This is a genomic window from Hydrogenovibrio sp. 3SP14C1 (assembly GCF_029625905.1).
Lineage (GTDB): Bacteria > Pseudomonadota > Gammaproteobacteria > Thiomicrospirales > Thiomicrospiraceae > Hydrogenovibrio.
Window position 1 is genome coordinate 225,587 of sequence record NZ_JARTLM010000001.1, and the last position, 26,667, is coordinate 252,253.

General features: G+C 43.7%; 23 protein-coding genes. 15 read left to right on the plus strand and 8 right to left on the minus strand.

Going from position 1 to position 26,667, the window contains the following annotated elements; all coding sequences use genetic code 11:
* Nucleotides 1-48: 48 nt before the first annotated feature.
* The 8 genes from P8629_RS01045 to P8629_RS01080 all read right to left on the minus strand — a co-directional run bounded on the left by P8629_RS01045 (nt 49) and on the right by P8629_RS01080 (nt 7,006).
* On the minus strand, nt 49-1,020 hold the full coding sequence (locus tag P8629_RS01045; RefSeq protein WP_278163634.1) for a cation diffusion facilitator family transporter: 972 nt from the start codon (nt 1,018-1,020) through the stop codon (nt 49-51).
* A gap of 56 nt (nt 1,021-1,076) precedes the next feature.
* Complete coding sequence (rlmD, locus tag P8629_RS01050) at nt 1,077-2,300, minus strand: 23S rRNA (uracil(1939)-C(5))-methyltransferase RlmD (protein WP_278163636.1); 1,224 nt, start codon at nt 2,298-2,300, stop codon at nt 1,077-1,079.
* 51 nt (nt 2,301-2,351) lie between these two features.
* Nucleotides 2,352-3,707, minus strand: a complete 1,356-nt coding sequence (mnmE, locus tag P8629_RS01055) for a tRNA uridine-5-carboxymethylaminomethyl(34) synthesis GTPase MnmE (RefSeq protein ID WP_278163637.1) — start codon at nt 3,705-3,707, stop codon at nt 2,352-2,354.
* A gap of 93 nt (nt 3,708-3,800) precedes the next feature.
* Nucleotides 3,801-4,130: a hypothetical protein gene (locus P8629_RS01060; protein ID WP_278163639.1), complete on the minus strand. Its 330-nt coding sequence runs from the start codon at nt 4,128-4,130 to the stop codon at nt 3,801-3,803.
* Nucleotides 4,131-4,150: 20 nt separating this feature from the next.
* Nucleotides 4,151-5,806: a membrane protein insertase YidC gene (gene yidC, locus P8629_RS01065; RefSeq protein ID WP_278163641.1), complete on the minus strand. Its 1,656-nt coding sequence runs from the start codon at nt 5,804-5,806 to the stop codon at nt 4,151-4,153.
* A 118-nt stretch (nt 5,807-5,924) separates the two neighbouring features.
* Nucleotides 5,925-6,413 carry a ribonuclease P protein component gene (rnpA, locus tag P8629_RS01070; protein WP_278163642.1) on the minus strand — a complete coding sequence of 163 codons (489 nt, stop codon included), beginning with the start codon at nt 6,411-6,413 and terminating at the stop codon, nt 5,925-5,927.
* A 9-nt stretch (nt 6,414-6,422) separates the two neighbouring features.
* Nucleotides 6,423-6,557, minus strand: coding sequence for a 50S ribosomal protein L34 (gene rpmH / locus P8629_RS01075; protein WP_011371608.1), 135 nt, complete (start codon nt 6,555-6,557; stop codon nt 6,423-6,425).
* A gap of 110 nt (nt 6,558-6,667) precedes the next feature.
* Nucleotides 6,668-7,006 carry an MGMT family protein gene (locus tag P8629_RS01080; protein ID WP_278163645.1) on the minus strand — a complete coding sequence of 113 codons (339 nt, stop codon included), beginning with the start codon at nt 7,004-7,006 and terminating at the stop codon, nt 6,668-6,670.
* Between the two features lie 103 nt (nt 7,007-7,109).
* On the opposite strand from P8629_RS01080, the gene P8629_RS01085 reads away from it, so the two are divergent.
* The 15 genes from P8629_RS01085 to P8629_RS01155 all read left to right on the plus strand — a co-directional run bounded on the left by P8629_RS01085 (nt 7,110) and on the right by P8629_RS01155 (nt 26,635).
* Nucleotides 7,110-7,898, plus strand: coding sequence for a sulfite exporter TauE/SafE family protein (locus P8629_RS01085; protein ID WP_278163647.1), 789 nt, complete (start codon nt 7,110-7,112; stop codon nt 7,896-7,898).
* A gap of 343 nt (nt 7,899-8,241) precedes the next feature.
* Nucleotides 8,242-9,648: a chromosomal replication initiator protein DnaA gene (gene dnaA / locus P8629_RS01090; protein WP_278163649.1), complete on the plus strand. Its 1,407-nt coding sequence runs from the start codon at nt 8,242-8,244 to the stop codon at nt 9,646-9,648.
* A gap of 173 nt (nt 9,649-9,821) precedes the next feature.
* Nucleotides 9,822-10,928: a DNA polymerase III subunit beta gene (gene dnaN / locus P8629_RS01095; protein WP_278163651.1), complete on the plus strand. Its 1,107-nt coding sequence runs from the start codon at nt 9,822-9,824 to the stop codon at nt 10,926-10,928.
* Nucleotides 10,929-11,026: 98 nt separating this feature from the next.
* The gene (gene recF, locus P8629_RS01100; protein WP_278163653.1) at nt 11,027-12,115 is read left to right on the plus strand and encodes a DNA replication/repair protein RecF; all 1,089 of its coding nucleotides are present in this window, start codon (nt 11,027-11,029) and stop codon (nt 12,113-12,115) included.
* Between the two features lie 100 nt (nt 12,116-12,215).
* Nucleotides 12,216-12,887 (plus strand): response regulator transcription factor, encoded by a 672-nt coding sequence (locus P8629_RS01105; RefSeq protein WP_278163654.1) that lies wholly within the window; start codon nt 12,216-12,218, stop codon nt 12,885-12,887.
* Nucleotides 12,884-14,224: a sensor histidine kinase gene (locus P8629_RS01110; protein WP_278163656.1), complete on the plus strand. Its 1,341-nt coding sequence runs from the start codon at nt 12,884-12,886 to the stop codon at nt 14,222-14,224. The genes P8629_RS01105 and P8629_RS01110 overlap by 4 nt, the downstream gene beginning before the upstream one ends.
* Before the next feature lie 112 nt (nt 14,225-14,336).
* The gene (locus P8629_RS01115; protein WP_278163658.1) at nt 14,337-15,530 is read left to right on the plus strand and encodes a TolC family protein; all 1,194 of its coding nucleotides are present in this window, start codon (nt 14,337-14,339) and stop codon (nt 15,528-15,530) included.
* Nucleotides 15,527-16,663, plus strand: a complete 1,137-nt coding sequence (locus tag P8629_RS01120) for an efflux RND transporter periplasmic adaptor subunit (RefSeq protein WP_278163659.1) — start codon at nt 15,527-15,529, stop codon at nt 16,661-16,663. The genes P8629_RS01115 and P8629_RS01120 overlap by 4 nt, the downstream gene beginning before the upstream one ends.
* 1 nt (nt 16,664) lies before the next feature.
* On the plus strand, nt 16,665-19,751 hold the full coding sequence (locus tag P8629_RS01125; protein WP_278163661.1) for an efflux RND transporter permease subunit: 3,087 nt from the start codon (nt 16,665-16,667) through the stop codon (nt 19,749-19,751).
* On the plus strand, nt 19,748-20,068 hold the full coding sequence (locus P8629_RS01130; RefSeq protein ID WP_278163662.1) for a DUF3240 family protein: 321 nt from the start codon (nt 19,748-19,750) through the stop codon (nt 20,066-20,068). Before P8629_RS01125 ends, P8629_RS01130 begins: the two co-directional genes overlap by 4 nt.
* Before the next feature lie 85 nt (nt 20,069-20,153).
* Entirely contained in the window at nt 20,154-21,059 is a 906-nt protein-coding gene (locus P8629_RS01135) for a DMT family transporter (RefSeq protein WP_278163664.1), read from the plus strand.
* A 115-nt stretch (nt 21,060-21,174) separates the two neighbouring features.
* A complete protein-coding gene (locus tag P8629_RS01140; RefSeq protein WP_278163666.1) occupies nt 21,175-21,735 on the plus strand; it encodes a lipid-binding SYLF domain-containing protein in 561 nt (186 codons plus the stop codon).
* A gap of 10 nt (nt 21,736-21,745) precedes the next feature.
* Nucleotides 21,746-22,780, plus strand: coding sequence for a ChaN family lipoprotein (locus tag P8629_RS01145; protein ID WP_278163668.1), 1,035 nt, complete (start codon nt 21,746-21,748; stop codon nt 22,778-22,780).
* A 296-nt stretch (nt 22,781-23,076) separates the two neighbouring features.
* Nucleotides 23,077-25,518: a DNA topoisomerase (ATP-hydrolyzing) subunit B gene (gene gyrB, locus P8629_RS01150; RefSeq protein ID WP_278163669.1), complete on the plus strand. Its 2,442-nt coding sequence runs from the start codon at nt 23,077-23,079 to the stop codon at nt 25,516-25,518.
* 175 nt (nt 25,519-25,693) lie between these two features.
* Nucleotides 25,694-26,635, plus strand: a complete 942-nt coding sequence (locus P8629_RS01155; RefSeq protein WP_278163671.1) for a phosphoribulokinase — start codon at nt 25,694-25,696, stop codon at nt 26,633-26,635.
* Nucleotides 26,636-26,667 lie beyond the last annotated feature (32 nt).

The following is a 26,667-nucleotide window of genomic DNA, read 5'->3' on the forward strand; positions in this document are numbered from 1 at the left end:
TCATGCAAAAACGACCAGGCCTGGTCGTTTTTAACGATATGGCAAAGACTAAGGAGAGGCCGTTTCTACCGTGTCTTCGCCCACGCTACGAGCTACCCAAATCGGTTGTGCGGTATAAATGACATCCAAAGACAAATAATCATAAGTCAGCTTCAAATGCTGGAACAATCGATCCCGCAAGGCATCTTGCTGATTTAAGTCAAACGGAATATCGGACTCCATCTGAATATACACTTGCACGTAAATCATTCGACCGGCTTGCAAATAGCGAATCTTCATATCCAGATACGGCACGGCCGCAAAAATGGTTTCCACTTCTTTTTGCAATAAAGACATATGACCACTGTTATCGGTGCGGCCAATAATTTGAAGCCCGTTGTCTTTCAAAATTTTCAGCGGCATCGGCAACATCATCATAATCAATACCAGAATGACGACTGGATCGGTGTAAGGCACCCATTCACTTTGACCGATCGACTCCATCCAGATTGCGACCGCAAAAGACAACCCGACCGCGATACTGAGAATGCCCCCGACCAGCCAACCTTGTAAATCGACATCGATCAAAGAAGATTCTGCAGTCTTATTCATCCGATATAAGATTGCCGCCAACCCAAATCCGAGAACGGAGGAAATAATGGAATAAAAAACCGCAATATTGGCATCAATGTGACGGCCGCCATGCAAAATAGCCCCCACCGAAGCGTAAAAGGCCACCAGAATGACCAACAGAATTAAAATGCCTTTGATAAAGTTCAAAACGGGTTCAAAGATAGCATATCCAAACGGTTGAGACTGACTGGCCTGCTTGGCCATCAACCCAACCACACGCAACGTCAACAACCCAGCCACCAAATCAATAAAAGGGTAAACCCCGTCCATCAAGATCGCTTGAGAATTGGTCAAATAAAAGAATACTAAACCCAGTACGGCCATAATCACGTCACCAAACATAACCAGTTTGATGGCTCGCTTTTCCGTCGCAATTTTTTGTTCTAAAGGTACTCTAACCGCTGTCATTTTTTTAGCTCTTTTAAAGATTAACATTATGAATAACAGGTAACTCCTGCCGACCCTTATAATTTAAAGATACCCGGGCCTCGTTTTTTCGGTTTCTTACCGGTTTTGATTAATTGAACCATCACTTCGGTATGCGAAGTATGTGGAAACATATCCACCATAATCGCTTTTTTCAGTTGATAACCTTGTTTTTCGAGTTCTTTAACATCCCGAATCAAGGTGGAAGCGTTGCATGAAACATAAACGATTTTATCGGCTTTTAATTGTCCCAGCACTTTACAAAGTTGAAAAGCCCCTTGACGTCCTGGGTCAAGCAGAACCCGATCATATTTTTGTTTTCTAAACCAGTTTTGCGGTGTCACATCTTTAAACAAATCCGCTTGATAAAAATGGGCGTGCTCACAAAGATTGTCGGCAGCGTTTTGCTGTGCCATCTGAACTAGGTCTGTTTCGCCTTCAATACCCACCACTTCTTTAACGGCTTGCGCAATGGGCAAGGTAAAGTTCCCTACGCCGCAAAACAAGTCTAATACGCGTTGTTCTTTGTTTAAATCCAACCAATCCATCGCCTGTTGAACCATCTGCTGATTCAATTCGGCATTCACCTGCACAAACCCTTGTGCTGGGAAGTGTAAATTCAGGGTATTCAAATGATAAAAAGGCAAAATTTTATCGTCGCTGATTTCATCAGACCAAAAAATACCATTATCCGCTTCCACCACACTGACTTCTTTAAATGCTCGACTTGCTTCAGGCAAGACGGCAAGACGTTTCTCGCTTAGCGCTTCATTTAAAGCGGGGGTCAATAATGGACATTGTTCAATATCGACAATGTCATTCGATCCTTGTGCTCGAAACCCAAAGCGAGCTTCTTTATCGGTTTTATTTTTACCCAATACCAATCTTGCCCGTCGACGATAAGCTTGATCTTCCCCTGTCAAAGGAGCTTCGATTTGACACGTTTTCATATTTAACGCTTTCGACAAGGCCGTATAAAAATGGGAGGCTTTCCATTTTCGTTGCGCCTCAATCGACAGATGCTGCAATTGGCAGCCACCACAGACCTCATAATGCGGGCAAAAAGCTTCAACTCGATCATCAGAGGCATGTACTATGCGCACTATTTCGGCTTCATCATAGCTTGGCTGGCGGTTTGTAATACGAATTTCTGCCATATCGCCTGGCACGGCTTCTTTCACAAAAATAGCTTTACCGTCCAAACGACCGATGCCACGGCCGTCATGAGATAATGTTTCGATTTTAACGATGACTGTACTCATTTATTTTTTCTTTTGTTGTTTTACAGGGTTAAAAACGTGTCGGCAAGATCATTATTTACCGATACAGAAAGAGGTAAAAATTCGACCTAACAAATCATCAGAAGTAAATTGTCCGGTAATTTCAGACAGCGCTTGCTGTGCTTGACGTAAGTCTTCTGCCAACAGCTCACCTGCCGCATAATGTTCCAACTGCTGTTGACCTGTTTCAACAAAGTGCAACGCCGTTTCCAAAGCTTCTAGATGACGTTTTCGAGCCATAAAGACACCTTCTTCCGTTTGGGCATAGCCCATTTCGGCTTTAAGGTGTTTTTTAAGCAAGTCCAACCCTAATTGGTGTTTAGCCGACAACCAGATTTCCGTTTCCCCATCCTTTTCTGCCAGGCCTGGTGATTTTGCCATCAAGTCAATTTTATTATGAATCAAGGTCACCGGAATATGTGATGGCATTTTATCGATAATCGCCTGGTCTTCTGGGTGAATGGACTCATTGGCTTGAACCATCACCAAAATGCGATCAGCCTCTTCAATGGCTGCCCAGGCGCGTTGGATACCGATTTGTTCAACCGCATCAGTTGCTTCACGCAGTCCGGCGGTATCGAGTACATGCAATGGCATGCCATCAATCTGAATTTCTTCTTTAACAATATCCCGTGTGGTGCCGGCAATGTCCGTTACGATGGCGGATTCACGCCCAGACAAGGCATTGAGTAAACTCGATTTACCGGCATTCGGGCGTCCTAAGATAACGACAGACATGCCTTCGCGTAGCAGAACACCTTGCTGTGCCGCAGCAAGAACACGATGTAGTTGTTCTAAAATATGTTGTAGCTGCCCAGCGACCTTACCATCTGATAAAAAATCGATTTCTTCTTCTGGAAAATCAATTGCGGCTTCCACAAAAATTCGTAACTGAATCAGTTGCTCAACCAATTCATTGACTTGGTTCGAGAAGTCACCTTGTAATGATCTTAGCGCTGATTTGGCCGCTTGCTGAGAACTGGCATCAATTAAATCGGCGATGGCTTCCGCTTGTGCCAAATCAAGCTTATCATTCAAAAAGGCTTGCTTGGAAAACTCACCTGGCTCTGCTAAACGTGCACCCAACTGAACAACACGCTCCAACAGCCATTGCAAAATAACCGGCCCACCATGCCCCTGTAATTCCAGAACATCTTCCCCGGTAAAGGAGTGGGGATTCGGGAAATACAGCGCGATACCTTGATCTAATACTTGACCGTCTGCTCCGAGAAATGGACCGTAATGGGCATAACGCGGCTTAGGCTGTTTTCCCAATACTTGCTCCGCAATCTCAGCCGTCTTTGCACCTGAAACACGGACGATACCAACCCCACCCCGACCGGGTGCGGTTGTTATCGCTGCGATGGTTTCGGTTGTTGAGAAGTCCAATTTAGATTCCTTTCCGTCAATTTAATGCCTGTTTAAAAACGCAAAACGCCCTTTTCAGGGCGTTTTGTGATGTTACAACCCTATTTAGTTCAATTAAGAAACCACATTATAAGTCGTCGTTTTCAAGTCTGTGACAAAGTCTTTTTGACGCAACTTTTCAATCGTTTTATCCAGCTTCTTTTTTGATTTAAACGTCATTTCTTCTGCTTCATCATTCACATTGAATGACAAGACATAAAGCGGTTGCGTCTCAATCGACTCTGCTGCAGAAGCAGCGGTGGTCGGTGAAGCAGCTCCTTCTTCTAACGGAATATAACCGTTGTCAGTTTTATAACAAATCGGGGTCGTACCGTCTGCAACTAAGAACGAGACCTTACCGAACATTGGATGATCCTTACCCAGTTTTTGATAAGTTAATTGCATGTATTTTCCTTTGCTTTCAATTATTTCTCTTCACCGGCTTCAATTTTGCGGGTGATATACCATTGCTGTGCAACCGATAGAATGTTGTTGACGACCCAGTAAAGCACTAAACCGGCCGGGAAGAACATGAAGAAAATCGTGAAAATAAAAGGCAGCGCCTTCATCACTTTTTGCTGCATCTCATCCATCATCGCAGAAGGGTTCAACTTTTGTTGTACCCACATTGAAATCCCCATCAAAATCGGCAAGATGAAATATGGATCTTTAACCGACAAGTCATTAATCCATAGAATCCAAGGCGCCTGACGCATTTCTGCAGAATAAAGTAGTACCCAATAAAGTGCGATGAAAACCGGCATTTGAACCAAAATCGGCAAACACCCACCCAATGGATTAATTTTCTCTTCTTTATACAGCTTCATCATTTTTTGCTGGAAGATGGCTTTGTCATCACCATAGTTTTCTTTCAGCTGCTTCAGCTTAGGCTGAAACTTCTTCAGACGTGCCATTGAGCGATAAGAGGTTTCAGACAGCTTGTAGAACAACAATTTGATCAACACCGTTAATAAAATGATGGACCAACCCCAGTTGCCTACCAAGGCATGGATTTTTTCCAATACCCAGAAGATAGGTTCGGCAATAATCGTTAATACACCATAATCAACGGTCAGCTCTAAGCCCGGTGCGATTTTTTCTAAATTATCCTGAATAATCGGCCCAATATATAATTCTGAAGACAATGTCTGCGACTGACCTGCTGCAACCGTTTCCATCGGTTCAACCACACCGGCAACGTATTCACCGTCTTTAAGCGGCTTCGCATAGTAGCGGTTCTGACTTTCTTGTTCGGGAATCACAGCAGACATAAAGTAATGCTGAATCATCGCAGCCCACCCACCCGTAGTTTGAATGCCTTGTATCGGTTGTTTGCTCAAGTCATCAAAAGAGTGCTTGTTGTATTTACTTTCAGCATGACCGTCGTATAACACGGGTCCAGTATAGGTATACATCATTGCATTATGATCCGGATCATAGGTGTTACGCACTAACTGAGAATAAAGCCCACCTGCCCATTCTTTTTGGGTGGTGTTTTCAATTTGGTAGTTTAGCCCAATCACATACTTGCCTTTAGTGAAGACATACGTTTTCGTCACTTTGACACCATCTTGTTCCCACGTCAGTGGAACAGTCAGCGTATCACCCGTCATTTCATAATGTGTTTGAGAAGCTTGATACAATGATTTATGCGTTGGCGCCGGCAAAACCGCTTTGGATTGCAGGGCAATCCCGTTTTGCGCAACATACATCATCTGTCCGGTGTCACCCATTAAATGAAACGGTTGAGAGCGATCATTGGTTGCGGCATATTTCAGTAACTTCACATCACGTATATCACCGCCTTGTGTATCAATGACGATATCTAACACATCGGTTTTCACCGAAATACGTTGTGCTTGTTTAATTTGTTCCTTAGCCGCCGGAACATCTTCCATTGTTTGGTGCGCAGTTGGAACATCTTGATTAATGTCAGACGCTTCTACACCCTTTTCTGTTTGTTCTGCCGTAGCTTGTATCTGAGGGGGCAACGACTCTTTATGCTGAAACTGTGTCCATTGCATCCAAATCCAGAGTAATGTAAATGCCAGTGCTAACCACCAGAAAGATCTCATATTCATCAGTACTGTTCCTAACTTCTCAATAGTCCGGTTTGTCTAAAAACCGAAGATAAATTTTGTGTTCCAAATCTCAAATACTTTCGACTTAAAAATTAAGTCAAAGCGTCTCTATTAAACCTTATTTTGACCGTTGAGTCGGTGACTTTTTTGTCTTTGTCATCGGTTTACCGTCTTTTAATCCGCTTTTTTGTATTTTTCGGATTAAATGTTCAAAACTTTTAATCAAGGTCTCATTGTCAACGTCTTGCATGCCTCGTCGCCCCAAAACGACAATATCATACCCGCTTAATGCTTGTTTATGTTGACGAAATGTTTCTCTTGCCAATCTTTTTACTCGATTTCGCCAAACAGATTTGGCCAATTGTTTCTTAGCAATGGCAAGACCTAACCTGGGATATCGCTTGTCATTTGGACGGACAATAAAGGTCCAATGCCGATTAGAAAACTTTTCAGCTTGCGCAAATACAAATTGGAAATCTTGTGGAGAGAGAAGGCGTAGAGATTTAGAGAAATGATTTCGGGAGAAATCTTGATGGGGTAACTCAAGCTCGTCTAGACTCAAGCTCGATAACTCCCCATCAGAATTTTGGTGCGTGTTGTTAATCATTCAAAATGATTACACTGCCAAACGCTTACGTCCTTTTGCACGACGAGCCGCTAATACTTTGCGACCATTTTTAGTTGCCATGCGAGCACGGAAACCATGGGTACGAGCGCGCTTGATAACACTTGGTTGAAATGTACGTTTCATGATATCAATCCTATTAGAAATTACTTCTTTCGAAAGAATCGCGCATTGTAATAGAAACTTCTTTAAATAACAATACTATAATTAAATTTTTTACCAGGCCTGGCGATTCTTTAATGGGTAAAAGCTGGTAACGGCCGAAGTTTAACGGTTTTGTTTTTAAACTCAACCACTTTATTATCTTCGATTTCGATTCCTTCCTGCTTGAGCAATTCAATTTTGCGCTGAATGCCAAACGCATACCCACCTAAATCACCATTTTGATTCACTACACGGTGACACGGCACCACGACAGGGTTAGGGTTTTGATTCATGGCACGTCCTACAGCTTGATAAGCACGTGTTCCCAAAGCCTCAGCTAAAGCCTTGTAAGTTGTCACTCTACCAGCGGGCACTTGCTCTAATAAAGCATAACATTGCTCATTGAACGATAACGCTTTCATCTCATGCATGACTTAACCTCAGCGCTTAAAGCAGTCTTTTGTCACAGTTTATCCATGCTTTAATCATACCTTTTTGGCGGTGGTTTTTCTATAACTATGCTATAGTTCCGCCATGTTTATCGAATTCAGCATTTATATCTTAACCGGCATCATAGCAGGCTTCTTTGCCGGACTACTCGGCATTGGTGGCGGGCTGATCATTGTGCCCGTACTGACCAGTGTGTTTCTATACTTTATAGAAGGGCCACACTTGGTTCATCTGGCGATCGGAACCTCTATGGCAACCATTTTGATTACCTCATTAGCATCCGTTAAGGCTCACCACAGACATGATGCCGTTCGCTGGGATATTGTCAAAACCCTGACCCCAGGCATTTTTATCGGGGGAATTTTGGGCGGATGGATTTCGCAATATATCAGTGCGCCGATGCTGGCAAAAATCTTCGCGGTGATTGAACTCGGCATCGCCATCAAAATGCTATTGGATTTACAGCCAAATCCACATCGAGAAATGCCTGGATTGGCAGGACGTTCCGCAGCAGGAACCTTAATTGGCGGCATCTCAGCATTGGTCGGGATTGGTGGCGGGGCACTCAATACACCTTATATGGTTTGGCATAATGTCTCCATGCGACAGGCAATCGCTACCTCGGCAGCCTGTAGCTTGCCCATTGCTGTGGCAGGTACGATTGGATTTTTAATTGGGGGTTGGAATATTCCCGATTTACCGGATCATGCCATTGGTTACATTTACTGGCCAGCTTTTCTAGGCATTGTCATCGCCAGCTTTTTTACCGCTCCGATAGGGGCTGCCATGACCCATAAACTGCCGGTAAAAACCCTAAAAAGAATCTTTGCCATTCTATTAATTATCTTAGCTATAAAAATGTTTTGGTTTTAAAAAAACAATTAATTTTTAAAACCAGAGAATTAATTTTAAATTCAAAAAGTTAACCGCCTGATTACCAAGCTTATCCACACCCTTTTTCAACAACTTATCCACAGGTTGCATCTATTTTTTAAAGTTATTCACAGGTATAATCATTTCATTCGATTTTTAGGGCAGACAACCCCTTTTAAAAAAGGTGATTCAACGCCGAACATCGACGATAGACAACACCAATTTGTCGGCCGCTCACCTAAGAAAGCGCCACAACAAAAACTTGTAATAATTAATTCAATTAAATAATCGACGCGCCACCCCATAATCAAAACAATATCGGCGCAACGACTGGGTACTCATTTTGACAACAACGCTTTGGCCACACGTCTTAAAACAATTAGAAGCTGTTTTGAACGACCAGCAATTTTTAACCTGGATCCGTCCTTTAGAGGCCGTAGAAGAAGATAACACCTTACGTCTTATCGCGCCTTCCGGATTTATTTTGGACTGGGTAAACAAAAAACTGCTCTCTCAAATCAAGCAAGCGGTTTATTTAGTCGCTCCGGTAAATACGCCCGAAGTCACGCTAGAAGTGGGTGAATACGCTATTGAAAGCTTTAATGAACCTGAAAACACTTCGGTGCCTCAGCCATTAAGAGAAACCAAGGCCGAAAGAGAGGCTGCAGAAAAAGCTGAAGCCATCTCTTCAGGTCATAAAACAGACAGTAAGCCTGCCAAAAAAACCATTAAACATAACCTGAACACCAACTTTACCTTTGATACCTTTGTCGAAGGTAAAGCTAACCAGCTTGCAGCAGCAGCGGCACGCCAGGTAGCTGACAATCCTGGAGGAAGTTATAACCCTTTCTTCATTTATGGTGGGGTCGGACTAGGTAAAACGCATTTAATGCACGCCATCGGGAATGAGTTGATGCGTAAGGATCCGAATGCTCGCGTGGTTTATCTTCACTCAGAACGATTTGTGGCCGATATGGTCAACGCGTTACGACATAACAAAATCGACGAGTTCAAACGCTTCTATCGTTCTTTAGATGCGCTGTTAATCGATGATATCCAGTTCTTCGCTAAAAAAGAACAGTCTCAAGAAGAGTTCTTTCATACCTTCAACACGTTATTAGAAGGCAATAAACAGGTCATTTTAACCAGTGATCGTTTTCCTAAAGAAGTAGATGGATTGGAAGACCGATTAAAATCACGTTTCGGCTGGGGATTAACCATTGCCGTTGAACCGCCTGAATTTGAAATGCGCGTCGCCATCTTAATGAAAAAAGCCGCTGAATTCGGTTTCTTACTACCAGATGAAGTCGCCTTTTTTATCGCCAAACGTTTACGCGGCAATGTCCGTGATCTAGAAGGCGCTTTAAAACGTGTCGGTGCATTTGCTCAATTTACCCAACAACTGGTCACGGTAGACTTAGCCAAGGATGCTTTGAAAGATTTACTGGCTTTACAACAAAAAATGGTCACGTTGGAAAACATCCAAAAAACCGTTGCTGACTATTACAAAATACGGGTAGCGGACCTACTTTCCAAAAGAAGAACGCGAAATATTGCTCGCCCAAGACAAATGTCGATGGCGATTTCAAAAGAACTGACTAGCCATAGTTTGCCGGAAATTGGAGATGCATTTGGTGGTCGAGATCACACCACGGTTCTTCACGCAGTACGTAAAATCAAAGAGCTCAAAGAAACCGATCATCGTATTGAAGACGACTTCAACAGCTTAATTCGAATTATTACGAATTAATTCTGGGAAGGGTATTCACCCTGTCCAATAAAAGTTTTCATGTAAATGTCATGCATACAAACCGAATTTATTTTAAATTTTTCAAAGGTTTCTATACATAATTGTCGGAAATGTTGGCATAATAAATTCAACGTAAAATTTCATAGCAAAAAAGAATATTTAAAGGTATTGAGATGAAAATCAGTCTTTCTCGTGAGAATCTGCTAAAAGTACTACAAACCGTCGGTGGAGTGGTTGAAAAACGCCAAACCATGCCAATTTTGGCCAACATACTTTTCCACGTAAGCCAAAACACTTTGACGGTCACCGCGTCCGACTTAGAAATTGAAACACGAGCGTCGACTGAGGTGGAAAGTAGCGATGGAGACTTCAGCGTGACTTTGCCCGCCGTTAAGCTGATCAGCATTGTCCGCTCTTTACCGGATGGACTCACCATCTTATTGGAATTTGATGAAATGCGTTGCCAGCTGTCAGCGGGTCGTTCGCGCTTTAAACTCTCGACATTGCCGGCTGATGATTTCCCAACCATTGATTTGACGCAAACCGAATTATCTTTTTCAATGGCGCAAAATCAGCTTAAACAAATCATCCACAATACCGCCTTCGCAATGGCCAGCCAAGATGTACGTTTTTATTTAAACGGGATGTTGTTTGATATCAGTAACCAGACCTTACGCGTCGTTGCAACTGATGGACATCGTCTGTCAACTTGCTCAACGTTATTGGAAACGGAAGGCTTAACCGCGACTCAAGCGATTTTGCCTCGTAAAGGGGTTTTGGAACTTCAAAAACTGATTGGCGATGATGACAGCTTAATTGCTTTCTCACTTGCTAAAAACTATCTCACCGTGCAATTTGAAGAAACCGTCTTCACTTGTAAATTAGTGGATGGACGCTTCCCAGATTTCAACCGAGTTTTGCCGCAGCATAATGATCAGCTGGTTCAAACAGATCGAGAGTTACTCCGTAGCTTATTGCAACGTGCCGCAATTCTATCGAATGATAAGTTCAAAGGTATTCGTTTAGCCTTAAGTCAAAATTTGTTGGCTGTTCATGCGCAAAACTCTGATCAAGATGAGTCACATGAAGACATGGCAATTGATTATAACGGCACCGAAATGGAGATCGGCTTTAACGTTAACTACCTAGTCGATGTTTTAAACTCTATGCATGAAGAAGCTGTCACCCTCTATATGAAAGATGCCAACAGCAGCTGTATGATCGATACTCAGAATGAAACGTGTCATTGTCAGCATGTCATCATGCCGATGCGCCTGTAAAAACTTACTCAATACCCACTTCCATGTTTTCATGCATGGAAGTGGTGTGCTTCAAAATCACTGCCTTTTTAATTTAGTTCGCACTTCGAGCCTCCGACTTGTCTAAACTCCTTCAACTTCAACTGCAACACTTTCGCAATATTGACCACGCGTCCCTAACACTGGGCGAAGGGTTAAATTTAATTGTCGGTGACAATGCCGCTGGAAAAACCGCTTTAATTGAAGCCATTTGGACTTTAGCTTCCGGTCGCTCTTTTCGAACGGCAAAACCCCAGCAATTGATTCAGCAAAACCAATCCGAACTGGTGCTGTTCTGTACGCTGGCCGAAGCGGAGCAAACACATAAGATTGGGCTGGCTAGAACCGCCGATAAGGTGACTTTAAAAATTGATGGTGAATTGGCGAAAACTCAGGCTGAAATGTCGGCTAAACTGCCGGTTCAGCTGCTCACCCCCGAAAGCCACCGTTTACTGGAAGAAGGACCCAAAGCACGACGTCAGTTCATGGACTGGGGCTGCTTTCACCATAATGCCGACTTCATTCATTTATGGCGCCATTATCAAAGAGCTCTCAAACAACGTAACCATGCGTTGAAAAAAAGATTGCCGGCATCGCAAATTCAGTTATGGGATAAACAATTGGTCGATTCTGCCGAAAAGATTAACGTCATTCGCGCAGACTATATCAAGCAGCTCACCCCTTATCTCGTCGAGTTTTGTCTGGCGTTAATGCCTGAAATCTCTGTGAGCCCAGAATGCCATTACCGACCTGGTTGGCCGAAAACGGCAGAAAGCTACCGTCAACTTCTGGCAGACAATTTTGCTAAGGACAGCTTACAAGGGCACACCCAATACGGCAGTCATCGGGCAGATATCAAGTTTCGTTTCGACGGCCAGGAGGCATTAATGACGTTATCGCGTGGCCAGCAAAAATTGTTTGTCTGTGCTTTGTTATTGGCTCAAGCAACCTTATATCAACAATACAGTCATCAACCTGTGATTATGTTGATTGATGATTTGCCGGCTGAGTTGGATGCAAAACATCGAGAGACTTTATTGAAGTTACTCAATTTACTTAATATCCAACATATTCTGACCAGTACCGCGCAAGATTTAATTCCGGTTCTGAACCCCGAGAATGCCAAAATCTGGCACATTCAACACGGCAATCTCACTGAACAGCACTGAGCCAGGCCTGGCGATTTTTGAACACTGCCTCTTAAGAAAGATTGACGTCATCGCTGATTTAAAATACGCTTAACCTTTCTATTTGCCAGCCAAAACTGTTATGACCAAGATATTACTCGTTGAAGATGAAGCCTTACTGGTCGAAAATCTTAAAAAAAATTTAAGCCAACAAGAGTATATTGTCGACAGTGCTCAAGATGGCGAAGAAGCGCTATACCTGCTTCACGAGTTTGAATATGATTTGATTATTTTAGATTTAGGGCTTCCTAAAAAACCCGGTCTTGAGGTCCTGGAGCAGATTCGAACCGAACAAAACCCAACCCCTGTATTAATTTTAACAGCACGTAATTCTTGGCAAGAACGCGTAGAAGGATTAAAAAAAGGTGCGGATGATTATCTTGGCAAGCCGTTCCATTTTGAAGAATTAACCGCTCGCATAGAAGTGCTCTTAAAACGCCCCGTCCAACCTCAAACCCAATGCTTACGGTTTCAAGACTATGCATTGGACTTGGACTGTAGAGAGCTCAAAGTCAAAGAACACCGTTTTGCGTTAACCAAAACCGAATTCACCTTAGTCAAACTGTTTTTATCACACCCCAACCGAGTTTTCTCTAAAGAGACCTTAATGCAGCGATTAGGCGATCAACATCACGAAAGAGACGGCAATTTGATTGAAGTCTATATTCGAAAGTTACGTCAGTATATGGGAAAACCCGCCATTGAAACCTTACGCGGTCAAGGGTATCGCTTTGTTGGAGAGGCCGATTTATGAAGTCCATCGAAAAACAGCTCAATTGGTCACTTTCCATCAGTGTTTTGCTGGTCTTTTTTGTGTTTTGGTGGATCTCCGTCTTTACCATTCACCACCTTACGGAAGATTACATTTTGACTCGCCTGCAACATGATACGGTCTCCATTGAAAAACACCTCAACCGGGCATCAACCGGGCAAAACTTACCCAGCATTGATTATGATGCCATCAACCCTATTTACGCCCAGCCGCTTTCCGGGCATTATTTCGTCATTCAATTAGGGCATCGCACGTTAAAATCGCAATCACTGCAGGATTACCCCTTATTTTTAAAAAACAGCCCAGATAAAATCAGCCATTATGAAACCAAAGGCCCGGTTGAAGGAACGATTCTCGTCCGCCGTTTTCATACCTTTTATCAGCAACAACCTATGACTTTGTTCGTGGCAGAAGACCACAGCCCGATCCAACGAACCCTGCAAATCTTCGATACTCTAATTGGTATATTCGCACTTCTGACCTTATTACTGCTTTATTGGGGACAAAAGACATTACTGAGAAAAGGGTTTAAACAACTCGACCCCATTCATGAGGCGTTAAAAAACTTACACAAAGGCGAAGTCTCGCAATTGAAGACTGAAGATTATCCCGCTGAAGTCAGTGAACTGATTGAAAACCTAAATCAAGCAATGCTCAGCGCCAGCCATCAACTTCAAAAATCTCGCCAATCGAATGCAAACTTAGCACACAGTCTGAAAACGCCGCTGAATATGATTTACCAGTTGCTGAATGATGTTGCGATGAAAGACCACCCTGAGCTACAAAAAACGTTACAAGAACAAGCTAAAAAAATTCACAACCGGATTGAAAGTGAGCTCAAAAAAGCACGATTGGCTTCTAGTAATATGTCAGTACAGCCTTTTTCTACCCTGCAAGACTTGACGGATTTGACACAATCCATCCAGCAGTTATACCCTGATAAACAGCTTCACCTGCAAAAAATGCCCGACACGCCGGAAACCCTGCCAATTGAAAAAGAAGATGGCTATGAATTATTGGGCAATTTACTGGATAATGCGGCCAAGTTTGGACAACACAATCTATACATTACTTTCCGCCCCCATTTGGATGAAAGCACCGGACAAACACAAACTCGCATTACAATTGAAGATGATGGCGCTGGCGTACCCATTGAAAAGATGACCGAGATTCAAACACGAGGACATCGACTGGATGAATCCATTGCCGGACACGGTATCGGGCTTTCAATCGTGCAACAAACCGTGGAAGCCTATGCCATTGATTTACAATTTGGATCTTCTGACAAAGGCGGTTTAAAGGTCACATTAACCTTATAACAGCCTTCTTTATCAAAAATAGCCAGGCCTGGTCATTTTTTAGTGAATTTTCAGGTTCAATTCAGTTTCATCATTTAAGATAATGTTATTCAATCAATCATAGGGTCTTCCAATGAAAACAACACTGGTCTTTTTAAGTGCATTGACTTTAAGTGCCAATGTTTGGGCGGTGACCTACAGTGACTTACTCCCAAATGTCATTAACCAATTACCGCAAAAACAAGAGCTGGTCGATTTTCAAACGTTGTCAAATGCCAACCAAACGGCTGCAGATAGCTGGATTGCTGGCGATGTCGCACTGAACTTAAAACATGAAAACGATTCCTTAACCGGAAACCAAGGGTTTGAATCCTGGGAAGGTGGCGCGCGTTTTCCGGTTTGGCTGCCTGGCCAATCCGGTAGCCGCCAACAAATCGGTGATGCGTATCAATCGTTAGGCCAATTCGGACAGCAACACATTCAGCTCATGGCTTCTAAACAACTTCGACAATTAGTCTGGCAAACCAAAAAAGCTGAAGTTCGTCTTAAATTTGCCCATAAAGATTTAAAACAAACCCAAATATTGGTAGAACTTGTTTCACAAAAAGTCGATGCAGGAGAAAGCCCAAAATTCGATTTACTCCTAGCACAGAAATCGCTACTTAAGGCTCAGAAAAACGTCGCTCAAAAAGAAGCGGCTTATCAAGTGGCGCAACAAAACTATGCACAATGGACTCAGCAAACGGATTTACCGTCTCCTTTAGCAGAAACACTTGCCTCGCAAACCCTCTCGCTGGAACAACACCCAAATTATCAGATGATGCAAGCTCAAGTCAAAGCAGAACAAGCCAAGCTTGAACTTGCCAAAGCTAGCCAGCGTGGGAATCCTACAGTGTATGTCGGTGCTAAAAATGAACGGGATAACCAGACCGCTGACAACAGTATCTTAATTGCTGAAGTCAGTTTTCCCATTGGTGTCGACCCGACAGCGCCATCACGGATTGCGGAACAGCGCCAAGCCGTCTCACAACGCCAAATTGCGCAAAATCAGGCTAAGCAGCAACTACAACTGAATTTGCTTCAAGCCAAAGAAGCTTGGATTGCTGCCCAGAAAACAGCACGATTGTCAGAGCAACAAAACACCTTGTCAACAGAGGCCATGAAACTGTCCGAAATGGCCTATCGCCAAGGTGAAACCTCCATCCAAAACTTACTGTTGATGAAACAACAATATTTTGAAGATAAATTAAATTTTAAATTAGCCAAGGTAACTCGCCTAGAAACGATTGCCAATCTGAATCAAGCCTTAGGAGTGAGCCTAAAATGAAGTTTTTCAACCCACCCTCAACCTTTTTCCTCCACACCCTATTATGGGTGACTGGCTTGATGATGCCTTGGCAAAGCCAGGCAGCCAACACTTTGACTTTGGCACCTGAAAAACAAGCTTTTTTGGGTATTCAAACAGCTTCGGTGAAATCTCTGACTTCTTTTCCAGGAAAGACCTATCCTGGAGAAACCATTCTGCCACCAAATCAGACCTTTCTAGTGACCTCGCCTTTATCGGGTATGGTGACGAAAGTGATTCATATTCACGGACCCGTTAAAAAAGGTGAAGTCATCGCAGAGGTGCAAAGTCCTGAATTACTTAAGGCACAAAAGAATTTTTTAAACACCATATCGGATTTAAAGGCGGCACAAGCCGATTTGAACCGAGCTAAAAAGCTATCTCAATCAGGCGTGGTCTCTACCAAAAAATACCAGCAAGCCGAAGCCAACCTGAAAAAAAATCGTCAGATCAAATACCAGCAAAAGCAAGATCTCGCTTTACTCGGCATGGCTGACTCAGCGATTAGACAACTGGAGAAAACACACCGTCTGCAACCTGCGATCATTCAAATCACAGCACCAGAAGCAGGGGAGCTTTACGATTTAAAAATTCGTAGCGGGCAACGCCTGAGCACCAATCAAGCTATTATTTCAGTGGCACAAATCACGCCGATAGTGGTGGAAGCCAAAATTCCTTTAAAAGAAGCGCAACAACTGAGCATGGAACAAACCGCACAATTGGTGGAACCTGCAGTCAACGGAAAAATCGAATATATTCCGAACTTTACCGATCCTATGACCCAAACGGTCAATGTTCATATCGAGTTCGATAACCAAGAGCAAAGCCTACGTCCCGGTCAAATGGTTCAACTGCAGTTTATTTTCGAACAACAAGATGGCAGCTTTCTTTATCAGGTAAACCGAGATGCGATCAGTCAATATAACAACCAAGACGTGGTTTATCTTCAGCAAGCGGAACACATTCAAGTCATTCCGGTTGAGGTGCTGAACTTCTCCCAAACACAGATGTTCTTCAAAACGACTCAACCGTTGCCACAAAATGCTCAAATCATTATCAGCAGTACGTCTGCCGTCAAAGGCCTGTTAGATGTTTCCTCGGAAGGGGGCAAATAGTATGAGTCGATTGATTCAGTTTTTCTTAACCCAGCGAATGCTGGTGGTCTTGTTGATTTTTGGGATTGTCTCTGGTGGCTGGATGGCGTTTCAGAAAACGCCGATTGATGCCTTTCCGGATGTGTCGCCCGTGCAAGTCAAAGTCATCTTTAAAGCACCCGGCATGACCCCCAGTGAAGTTGAGCAGCGTGTCATCAGCCCATTAGAGATGGAGTTACTCGGCATTCCTAACCAGGTCAGTCTGCGTTCTTTGGGGAAATATGCCATTGCCGTCCTGACCCTTGATTTCAAAGAAGGCACTGACATTTACTGGGCTCGTCAGCAAGTCTCGGAACGATTGGCCAATGTGGACTTACCTTCTGGCGTGACAGGAGGTATCGCCCCTCTATCAACGCCTTTAAGTGATATTTTTATGTTCACCATTGAAGGGGATACCTTAAACAACCAAGAAAAGCGGGGATTGCTGGACTGGGTGATTCGTCCAGCGTTACGCTCGGTTCCCGGCGTCGCCGATGTCAATGCATTGGGTGGACTGGTGAAAGTATTCAGTATTCAACCAGATTTTAACAAGTTACAAAGCTACCAGATTTCTCTAAACACCCTTGCGGACGCCATTCGCCACAACAATCAAAATGATGGTGCCGGTCGTCTGAACCAAGGGGAAGAAGTGTTGCTGGTGCGAACGGAAGGCAACCTCACCTCCATCGAAGATATCGAACAAACGGTTGTGAGTTATCAAAATGAGGTACCCGTGACGGTTAAGGATCTCGCCACCGTTAAAATTGATTCTTTATACCGTAATGGCGCCGTCACTCAAAATGGGGAAGCCGAAGCGGTGCAAGGTTTAGTCATCGGGCTAAGAGGCGCCAATGCGAAGGAAGTCGTGGAAGACGTTCAACAACGGCTGGATGGACTTCAATCTGCGCTGCCAGAAGGGATTTCCCTCAGCGTCTTCTATAACCGCAGTGAGTTAGTGAATAAAGCCATTTATACCGTTTCCAAAGCACTGATCGAAGCGGTGGTGTTGGTCATTCTGGTCTTACTGGTCTTTTTGGGCAATATTCGTGCGGCTGTCACGGTTGCTTTGATTTTACCTTTAGCGGCGTTAATGACCTTTATTCTTATGAACCTTTATGGGCTTTCCGCTAACTTGATGTCACTTGGCGGCTTGGCCATTGCTGTCGGGATGCTGGTGGATGCCGCAGTCGTGGTGGTGGAAAATATTGTCACCACGCAAGAACGCGATAAAGCCGGCTTACCAAAACTCCATTTGATTTATCGTGCTTTGCAAGAAGTAACAGTTCCCGTGGTATCAGGTATTCTCATTATCATGACGGTCTTCTTGCCCCTACTGACATTGGAAGGACTCGAAGGAAAACTGTTTGTTCCAGTGGCTTTAACGATTATTTTCGCTTTGGGCAGTTCATTGATTTTATCTTTAACAGTCATTCCAACCTTGTCGTCCTTTATCTTAGGCAAGCCCTCACATCAAGAGCCTTGGCTGGTTAGAAAACTCTCCAGCGCTTATCGCCCTGCTTTAAACTGGGGTTTGGCAAACGACAAGATTGTGATTGGTGGTGCCGTCATCGCTCTGACTTTTGCTGCCTTTGTCTACACTCAGGTCGGGAAAACCTTTATGCCACAAATGGATGAAGGGAATATCATCTTGCAGGTTGAAAAAATCCCATCCATCGGTTTGAAAGAAACGGTCCGGATGGACATGCGTATTCAAAAACGCTTGTTAAAAGAAGTGCCGGAAATTACCCGAATCGTTGCACGAGTCGGCTCGGATGAGCTCGGGCTAGACCCGATGAGCTTGAATGATACTGATACGTTCATGGTTCTGAAGCCGAAATCGGAATGGCGCATGGAAAGCAAAGAAGAACTTATTGCCGAAATTCGCCGTGTGATTGAGCAATTTTTTCCGGGGATCAATTACGCCTTCACCCAGCCAATTCAAATGCGTGTTGATGAAATGCTGACCGGTTCACGAGGCGACATTGCCATCAAAATTTTTGGCGAATCTCAAGAAGAGTTAACGGCTTTGGCAGAAAACTTAGTGAAGCGTGTCGAAAAACTTCCAGGTGCTGTTGATGTCTATACGCCGAAAAATGATGGGTTGCGTTATTTAAAACTGAAAGTAAACCGTTTGATGGCAGGACGTTTAGGCCTGTCGGTTTCAGAAGTGGAAAACATTCTTCGTACGCAAATTAATGGCTTAAACATCGGCACCATTTATGAAGGCATTCGTCAAACGCCGTTAATTATCCGCGGCCCGGAAACAACGAAAACCTCCAAACTGGAAATGCTGCAACAACCCGTGAGTTTGAAAGATGGTCGCAGTGTGTTATTAAGCCAGCTGGTGGAGGCTGAAGAAGTCTCCGGACCGGTTTCCATCAGTCGTGAACAAGGCAAACGCTACTCCACCGTGATTGCAAATGTCACTGGACGCGACTTGGTAAGCTTCGTTGAAGATGCCAAAAAACAAGCCGCTGAAATGAAGACCCCTGCCGGTTATTATTTTGAGTGGGGCGGCCAATTCGAAAACCAGCAAAGAGCGGCTGCTAAACTGGCCGTGGTGGTACCGATTGCGCTGATCTTGATCTTCATTATCTTGTTTAGCACCTTCCAGTCCATCGCTCAAGCGTTAATGGTATTGGTGAATATTCCATTTGCATTGATTGGAGGCATTATGGCGCTTTGGCTTACTGGTGAATATTTGTCGGTTCCCGCATCGGTCGGTTTTATCGCTCTACTGGGGATTGCGGTCTTGAATGGGGTGGTGATGATCAGCTACTTTAACCAACTGGTTGCAAACGGGTTAACGGTTGCGGAAGCGGTTGTGGAAGGTGCCTTAAGACGACTCCGCCCCGTGTTAATGACGGCTTCGATTGCCGCACTCGGGTTGCTTCCTTTAGTGTTTGCAACAGGCGCCGGTTCTGAAATCCAACGCCCATTAGCCATCGTGGTCATTGGCGGATTGATTACCTCAACCTTGCTAACGCTGATGATTTTACCGATTATTTACCGACGCTTTGGGTTGAAATCTTTAGGACTGCCCGCTGAATCACAGGAGTCAAATACATGAGTGCTACGACCGAATCTTCTGCTTCAGTCACCTTACAACTGTTGATTGATTGCAAGCAGCAACATGACCTGACGGATCAACTGCTGGTGCTAAACCCAGCGGTGTCTTTCCAGCTTTATGAGGTCAAGTCTTATCATCAGCAACAGTCTTTGGAAACCACCTCAGAAAAGGTCTCAGGTTATCAGCCAAAGATCATACTGAATATTCAAACGACAGAAACCTTTTACCCGGAAATACTGGCTCACCTCAAAAAGGCCGTGCCCCATACCCGATTATACTACCAAGTGTTTCCATGCCTAGCGCATGGCATTTATTAATTTTCTGTTTAAAATAGCCAGGCCTGGCTATTTTTAAGGCAGAATACGCCTTTTGCAAACAGACTTTTGATTCCGTGAAAAATCCATGTCTTTAATCAACTTATTTCGACTCCTCTTGCTCTCTGTTCTTTGGAGCGTTTCCTTTTTATTTTTAAAACTGGGCGCTTCAGTCTTTGGTGCGGGCATCTTAATTGAAATTCGAGTTTTTTCGGCCGCCTTGTTGTTAACACTGATTGCTTGGTGGATGAAACGCAAACTGAACTTTGCAGAACATAAAGCGCACTATTTCATTATCGGGTTTTTCAATTTAGCATTGCCCTTTACATTATTCGCTTATGCTGCCCAGTCTTTAGATGTGTCCTTGATGGCGGTTTTAAACTCTTCCGCCCCAATATTGGGCGCTTTATTCAGTTTAATTTGGCTGAAAACCAAACTCACGCCAAGTATTTTTCTGGGGCTTTTATTAGGTGTCGCCGGGGTGGTCATACTGTCTTGGGACGGCTTGATGGTTCAGAATGAAATTGATTGGCTCCCGTTATTGGCTAGCCTCGCTGGTGCCGCTTGTTATGCGATTGCCAGCGTTTATACCAAAAAAACCAGTAAAACCATCTCGCCCTTTGACAATGCACTTGGCACGCTTTGGGCCGCCAGTTTACTGATGTTACCTATTGCCTTGCTGATTCCCATTCAACATTCCCCTGTTGCGATGGACTGGGTTTGGGCGCTTGCTTTAGGCCTGTTATCCACTGGCTTGGCGTTTATGATTTATTTCAAAATCATAGAAGAGGAAGGGCCGATCAAAGCGTTGTCGGTTACCTTTATTATTCCGGTTTTTGGTGTACTTTGGGGCTACGGCTTTTTGGATGAAACCATTGGCTGGAATTTGTTGATCGGTGGCGGATTAATATTGCTGGCTGTCGCACTTACGAATGAATTGATTCGCTTTCGTTTTTTTAAAAAAAGTGCGCTCAACAAGCCTCTCGACTTGTAACTCTATCGGGTTTTGTCATACTAATGTTTAACAAGATAAGAAACGTAAAGTTAACATGCCTCTCAAGAAGAGGCTTATAATAATTTTTTAAGTTAATTCGTTTATTGGAGTTTTCATGCATCGTCTACTATTGCCATTGTTTTTAACACTGTCGTTCTTTTCGTCAACGATCTTGGCGGATGATTATCAGGACACCGTCAAAATGTTTCAGGCATCAGACGCCCCTAGCCCGTTTTTTAAATCTGCTTATGGGTATGCTGTGTTTCCAACCATCGGAAAAGCTGGGTTTGTCATTGGCGGTGCCTATGGTGAAGGGCGCGTTTACAAGCACAATAAATATTCCGGAACAACAACCATGACACAAGCTTCCATTGGGTTTCAGCTTGGCGGTCAGGCATATAGCCAAGTCATCTTCTTTGAAGATGCGCGCGCATATAATGAATTTACCAGTGGCAATTTTGAATTCAGCGCTCAAGCCAGCGCAATCGCAATTACGGCTGGCGCGTCTGCAGAGGCAGGAACTAAAGGTACCGGTGCTTCAGCCAGTGGTGGACAAAATAACGCAGCCACTTCTGCTCATTACTACCGTGGCATGGCTACCTTCGTCATCGCCAAAGGTGGATTAATGTATGAAGCCACTATCGCAGGTCAAAAATTCAGTTTCACCCCTAAATAAGGTGAATTAAGTGCGTGTCCCTGGTTATCTGGCTCTTTTCTGCATAGGCTTACTCCTTACTGCCTGTGCCAGTTCTGTCACGCACCTTAATAACCCCAACGACCCGTCCTCAGGTTCGTCTCTGTCTGCTTTTAAAACGCTTTATGACTATCATTTAATTGAAACCGAGACCAATCAACCGATTACGCTCAGTCAACTGATTGAGCAACTCAAACAAAAAGATGTCATCTTTATTGGTGAGTTTCATGGTAATCACGCATCTCATCTATTGGAAGCCCAATTACAAGCCGCACTTTATCAAAAGCATCCCAATCAAATTCTTTCTTTAGAGCAGTTCAATCGTGATCAACAGCCGATTCTAAACCGTTATTTAGACAGTACCATTGGTGAAAAAACGTTAATTAAAGAGGCTCCTGCTTGGCCAAATTATGCTGGCAGCTACCGACCCTTGATTGAATTTGCCAAACAACACTTTTTACCGGTGATTGCAGCGAATGCACCTGCTCAGACAGTACGTTGTGTGGGGCGACAAGGTAAAGATTATCTTGACAAGCTGCCCCCAAATGAACGCACGTTGACTGCCAAAAATCCTTTTCTGACGACCCCTGCCTATACCGAAAAATTTGAACAGTTTTTAGCTGAACAAATGGGAACCGCGATGCCTGATACGCACTCAAATGCCCATCAAGATAATCGTTTGTTAGCGCAACTGTTGAGAGATAACACAATGGCGGAAACCATTAATCAGGCTTTAAAGCAATCGCCAGAAGCACAAGTACTTCATATAAATGGCGCATTCCACAGCAATGAATACTTAGGCACTGTCGCCGCCTTAAAACGGCTCAATCCAACGCTTAACATAGCCGTGATTAGCCCGGTTCGTGTGATGGATCCACAAGCGCCGGCCTATCAAGCATCTGATTTAGCATTGGGGGATTTTATATACCTTCTCCAGCCTCAACCGGAAGCCTATGTTCAGGCTTCTAAACGTCAAAAGGCTTTTAAAGCCATGTTTAAAAAGGCCGCACAAAAACCTTGCCTTTAGTAGAGCGATTCTGTTAGTTTCATGTGAAACACTCAAGACAATGATCTTTTCTTTCAATAGCAGGACTGGCTAAATTTTAGGCAAATATACGAGGGTTTGCAAAAACAGATTTTGCTTTTCCCACCCTGGTCCACGTCTCCAACAATACATTTGCTTTCTACTTTAAATTCAACAAGTTAAAACTCTAATTCTGATCGCATTTTAACTACTACAAAAAAAGACAAATTATGGTAAAATTGTCTGGCTAATTTTGCACGTTAACCCCCTAAAAAATAATACATTGAAGATACTCATTTATGACTCAAGAAGCTGAAAATCCGATCCAACCAGAATACGATTCTTCCTCGATTAAGGTTCTTAAAGGACTAGACGCCGTTCGTAAACGCCCTGGAATGTATATTGGTGACACCGATGACGGTACAGGCCTGCATCATATGGTTTTCGAGGTGGTCGATAACGGGATCGATGAAGCCCTCGCTGGACACTGTGATAAAGTTGTCGTGACCATTCATACCGACGGTTCTGTCTCTGTCTCAGATAACGGTCGAGGAATCCCGGTTGGCCTTCATGAAGAAGAAGGCGTTTCAGCTGCAGAAGTCATCATGACCGTTCTTCATGCTGGTGGGAAATTCGATGATAATTCCTATAAGGTTTCCGGTGGGTTACACGGGGTTGGGGTCTCAGTTGTTAACGCCTTATCAGAAGAGCTTCACCTGACAATTAAACGTGAAGGTCAAGTTTGGAAACAAACATACCGTCATGGAGTGCCGGACGAGCCTCTAAAACCAGTTTCTGAGACAGATGAAACAGGGACAGAAATTCGCTTTCTGCCAAGTAAAGAAACTTTCACACAAACAGAATTCAGTTTTGACTATTTGTTAAAGCGCCTTCGTGAATTATCTTTCCTGAACTCAGGCGTGCACATTGAATTGTTGGACAAACGCGACGATCGTCATGAAGTTTTTGAGTTTGAAGGTGGCATTCGAGCATTCGTTGACTACATCAATGTCAATAAAACCCCTATTAACCAAGAAGCATTTTATTTTTCAACCATTAAAGACGATATTACGGTTGAAGTGGCTATGCAATGGTCTGAAGCGTATCAAGAATCAATCTTCTGTTTCACCAATAACATCCCTCAAAGAGATGGGGGCGCGCATTTATCTGGTTTCCGTGCGGCGTTGACACGTACTCTGAACCAGTACGCTGAAAAAGAAGGCCTGACTAAAAAATACAAAATGAGTGTATCGGGTGATGATGCACGTGAGGGGCTCGCAGCAGTCATCTCGGTTAAAGTACCTGATCCAAAGTTCTCATCACAAACCAAAGACAAATTGGTGTCTTCTGAAGTGAAGACCGCTGTCGAAACGGCTATGAATGAAAAACTGGCCGAATATCTGATGGAAAACCCAAAAGATGCTCAGTCAGTGTTCGCTAAAATTGTTGATGCCGCTCGCGCTCGTGAAGCCGCTCGTAAAGCCCGTGAAATGACACGCCGCAAAGGTGCGCTTGATATTGCAGGACTGCCTGGCAAACTGGCCGATTGCCAAGAAAAAGACCCGGCATTGTCTGAATTGTATCTGGTGGAGGGTGACTCAGCCGGTGGTTCTGCCAAACAAGGGCGTGACCGTCGTACTCAAGCCATCCTACCGTTAAAAGGGAAAATCCTGAACGTTGAAAAAGCACGTTTTGATAAAATGTTGGCTTCCGTAGAAGTAGGCACCTTGATCACGGCTTTGGGCTGTGGGATCGGGCATGAAGAATATAATCCAGACAAACTCCGTTATCACCGCATCATCATCATGACGGATGCCGATGTTGATGGATCTCACATCCGAACACTTCTGTTAACTTTCTTCTACCGCCAAATGCCGGAATTGATTGAGCGTGGTTACATCTATATCGCTCAACCACCTCTTTATAAAGTGAAGAAAGGAAAACAGGAAGCTTACTTAAAAGATGACGCTGAACTAGAGAACTATTTACTTCAGTCTGCGCTAGACCAAGCAGCCTTGTGGACCTCTAAGGAGACTCCTGCGATTAAAGAGGTGGCATTGGAAACTTTGGCAAAAAGCTTCTTGCAAACCAACCGCATCATTGATCGTCTAGCGCGCCGTTTCAGCAAAACGTTCTTAGAACTCATGCTGGATTTAAGCCCTATTCATGTTGAAACATTAAACGATTATGATGCCTGTGAAAAATGGATTGCTGAAGCGTTACCGCGTTTGAGAGCACTGGGTGAAATTCAAAAAGTAGAATACCAACTGCAAGTTGAACCGGCACTACAAGGCGAAACGCAATTCCAAATTCGTTTACAGCAACGCGAACACGGTACATTAACATCGCAAGTGTATGACGAAGATTTCTTCGCTGCAGCAGAATATGACCACATTGCCAAAGTGGCAAAACAACTGAAAGGCTTGCTGTCGGAAACCGCCTATATTCAACGTGGTGAAAAGCAGGAAGATGTTGCAAGCTTTAAAGAGGCAATGGATTGGTTGTTAAGCGAAGCGAAACGCGGTCAAAGTATCCAACGTTATAAAGGTCTAGGGGAAATGAACCCTGAACAACTATGGGAAACCACCATGAACGCTGAAGCCAGACGTTTATTACAGGTCACGATTTCGGACGCGGTTCAAGCCGACCAAGTATTTACAACGCTGATGGGAGATGAAGTTGAACCTAGACGTAATTTCATTGAATCTAATGCGTTAAAAGCTGAAAACATTGATGTGTAAAACCACATCATTTGCTGAAAAGTAATAAAAAGAATCGAAAATTACTTTAAGAATTACGTTAAATCGATTCTAATACCCAAAATTTATTTTTAAACTTTAAAACTTGGCGCTCTTTAAGACGCTAAGTTTATAGCTGAACCTGTTGGAAAAGCTATAAAAACGATAGGAGACGGATATGTCAGTAGAACATCCAATTGTCACAGTAACAGGCTCTTCAGGAGCTGGAACGTCATTTGTTAAGCGTGCGGTAGAGAAAATTTTCGATCGCGAAAGCTTAAATGTTGCGATTGTTGAAGGGGATAGTTACCACAAATACAACCGTGCAGAAATGAAAGAAAAAGTTGCTGCATCAAAAGAAAGCGGTGGTCCAGTATTAACGCACTTTTCTGAAAATGCGAATGAGTTTGGTGAACTGGAAGCGCTTTTTAAAGAATATAAAGAAAACGGAACGGGTAAGCAACGTTACTATATTCACAGTGATGAGGAAGCAGATGAACATAACGCTCGTCTAGGCACAAACTTCTCTTCAGGTGAATTCACGCCTTGGGAACCAATTCCAGAAGGGACAGATGTACTGTTCTACGAAGGTCTTCACGGTATGGTGAAACGTATGGATCACGGACCTAAAGAAGGCATGCATAACGTAGCACAATACGTCGATTTAGGGATTGGGGTTGCGCCGTCCATCAACATCGAGTGGATGCAAAAGATCTATCGTGATACGTCTGAACGTCCTTATTCAGTTGAACAGGTACGTGATGTTATCCTTGAGCGTATGCCGGACTATATTGAAACCATCGTCCCTCAGTTCCACCGTACACATATCAACTTCCACCGTGTACCGTTAATTGATACGTCTGATCCATTTTCAACTATGTCTCCAGATGCACCGATGGGACCTGCTCCAGAAGATTCCTTAATCATCTGTCACGTCCGTCACCAAGATATTGATTTGGAAGCGGTTAAAGCCAAAATCCCAGGAGCTTTCCTTCAAAACGAAGAAACTCTAGTATGTGGTGGTGAGCACATGGTTGAAGCAATGGATTTAATGATGACACCTATCATTCAAAACCTCATTGCAAAAAAACGTGATGCCATGGCTAAATTGAACGGTTAATTTTTTAACTGGCAATCATAAAAAAACCCGCT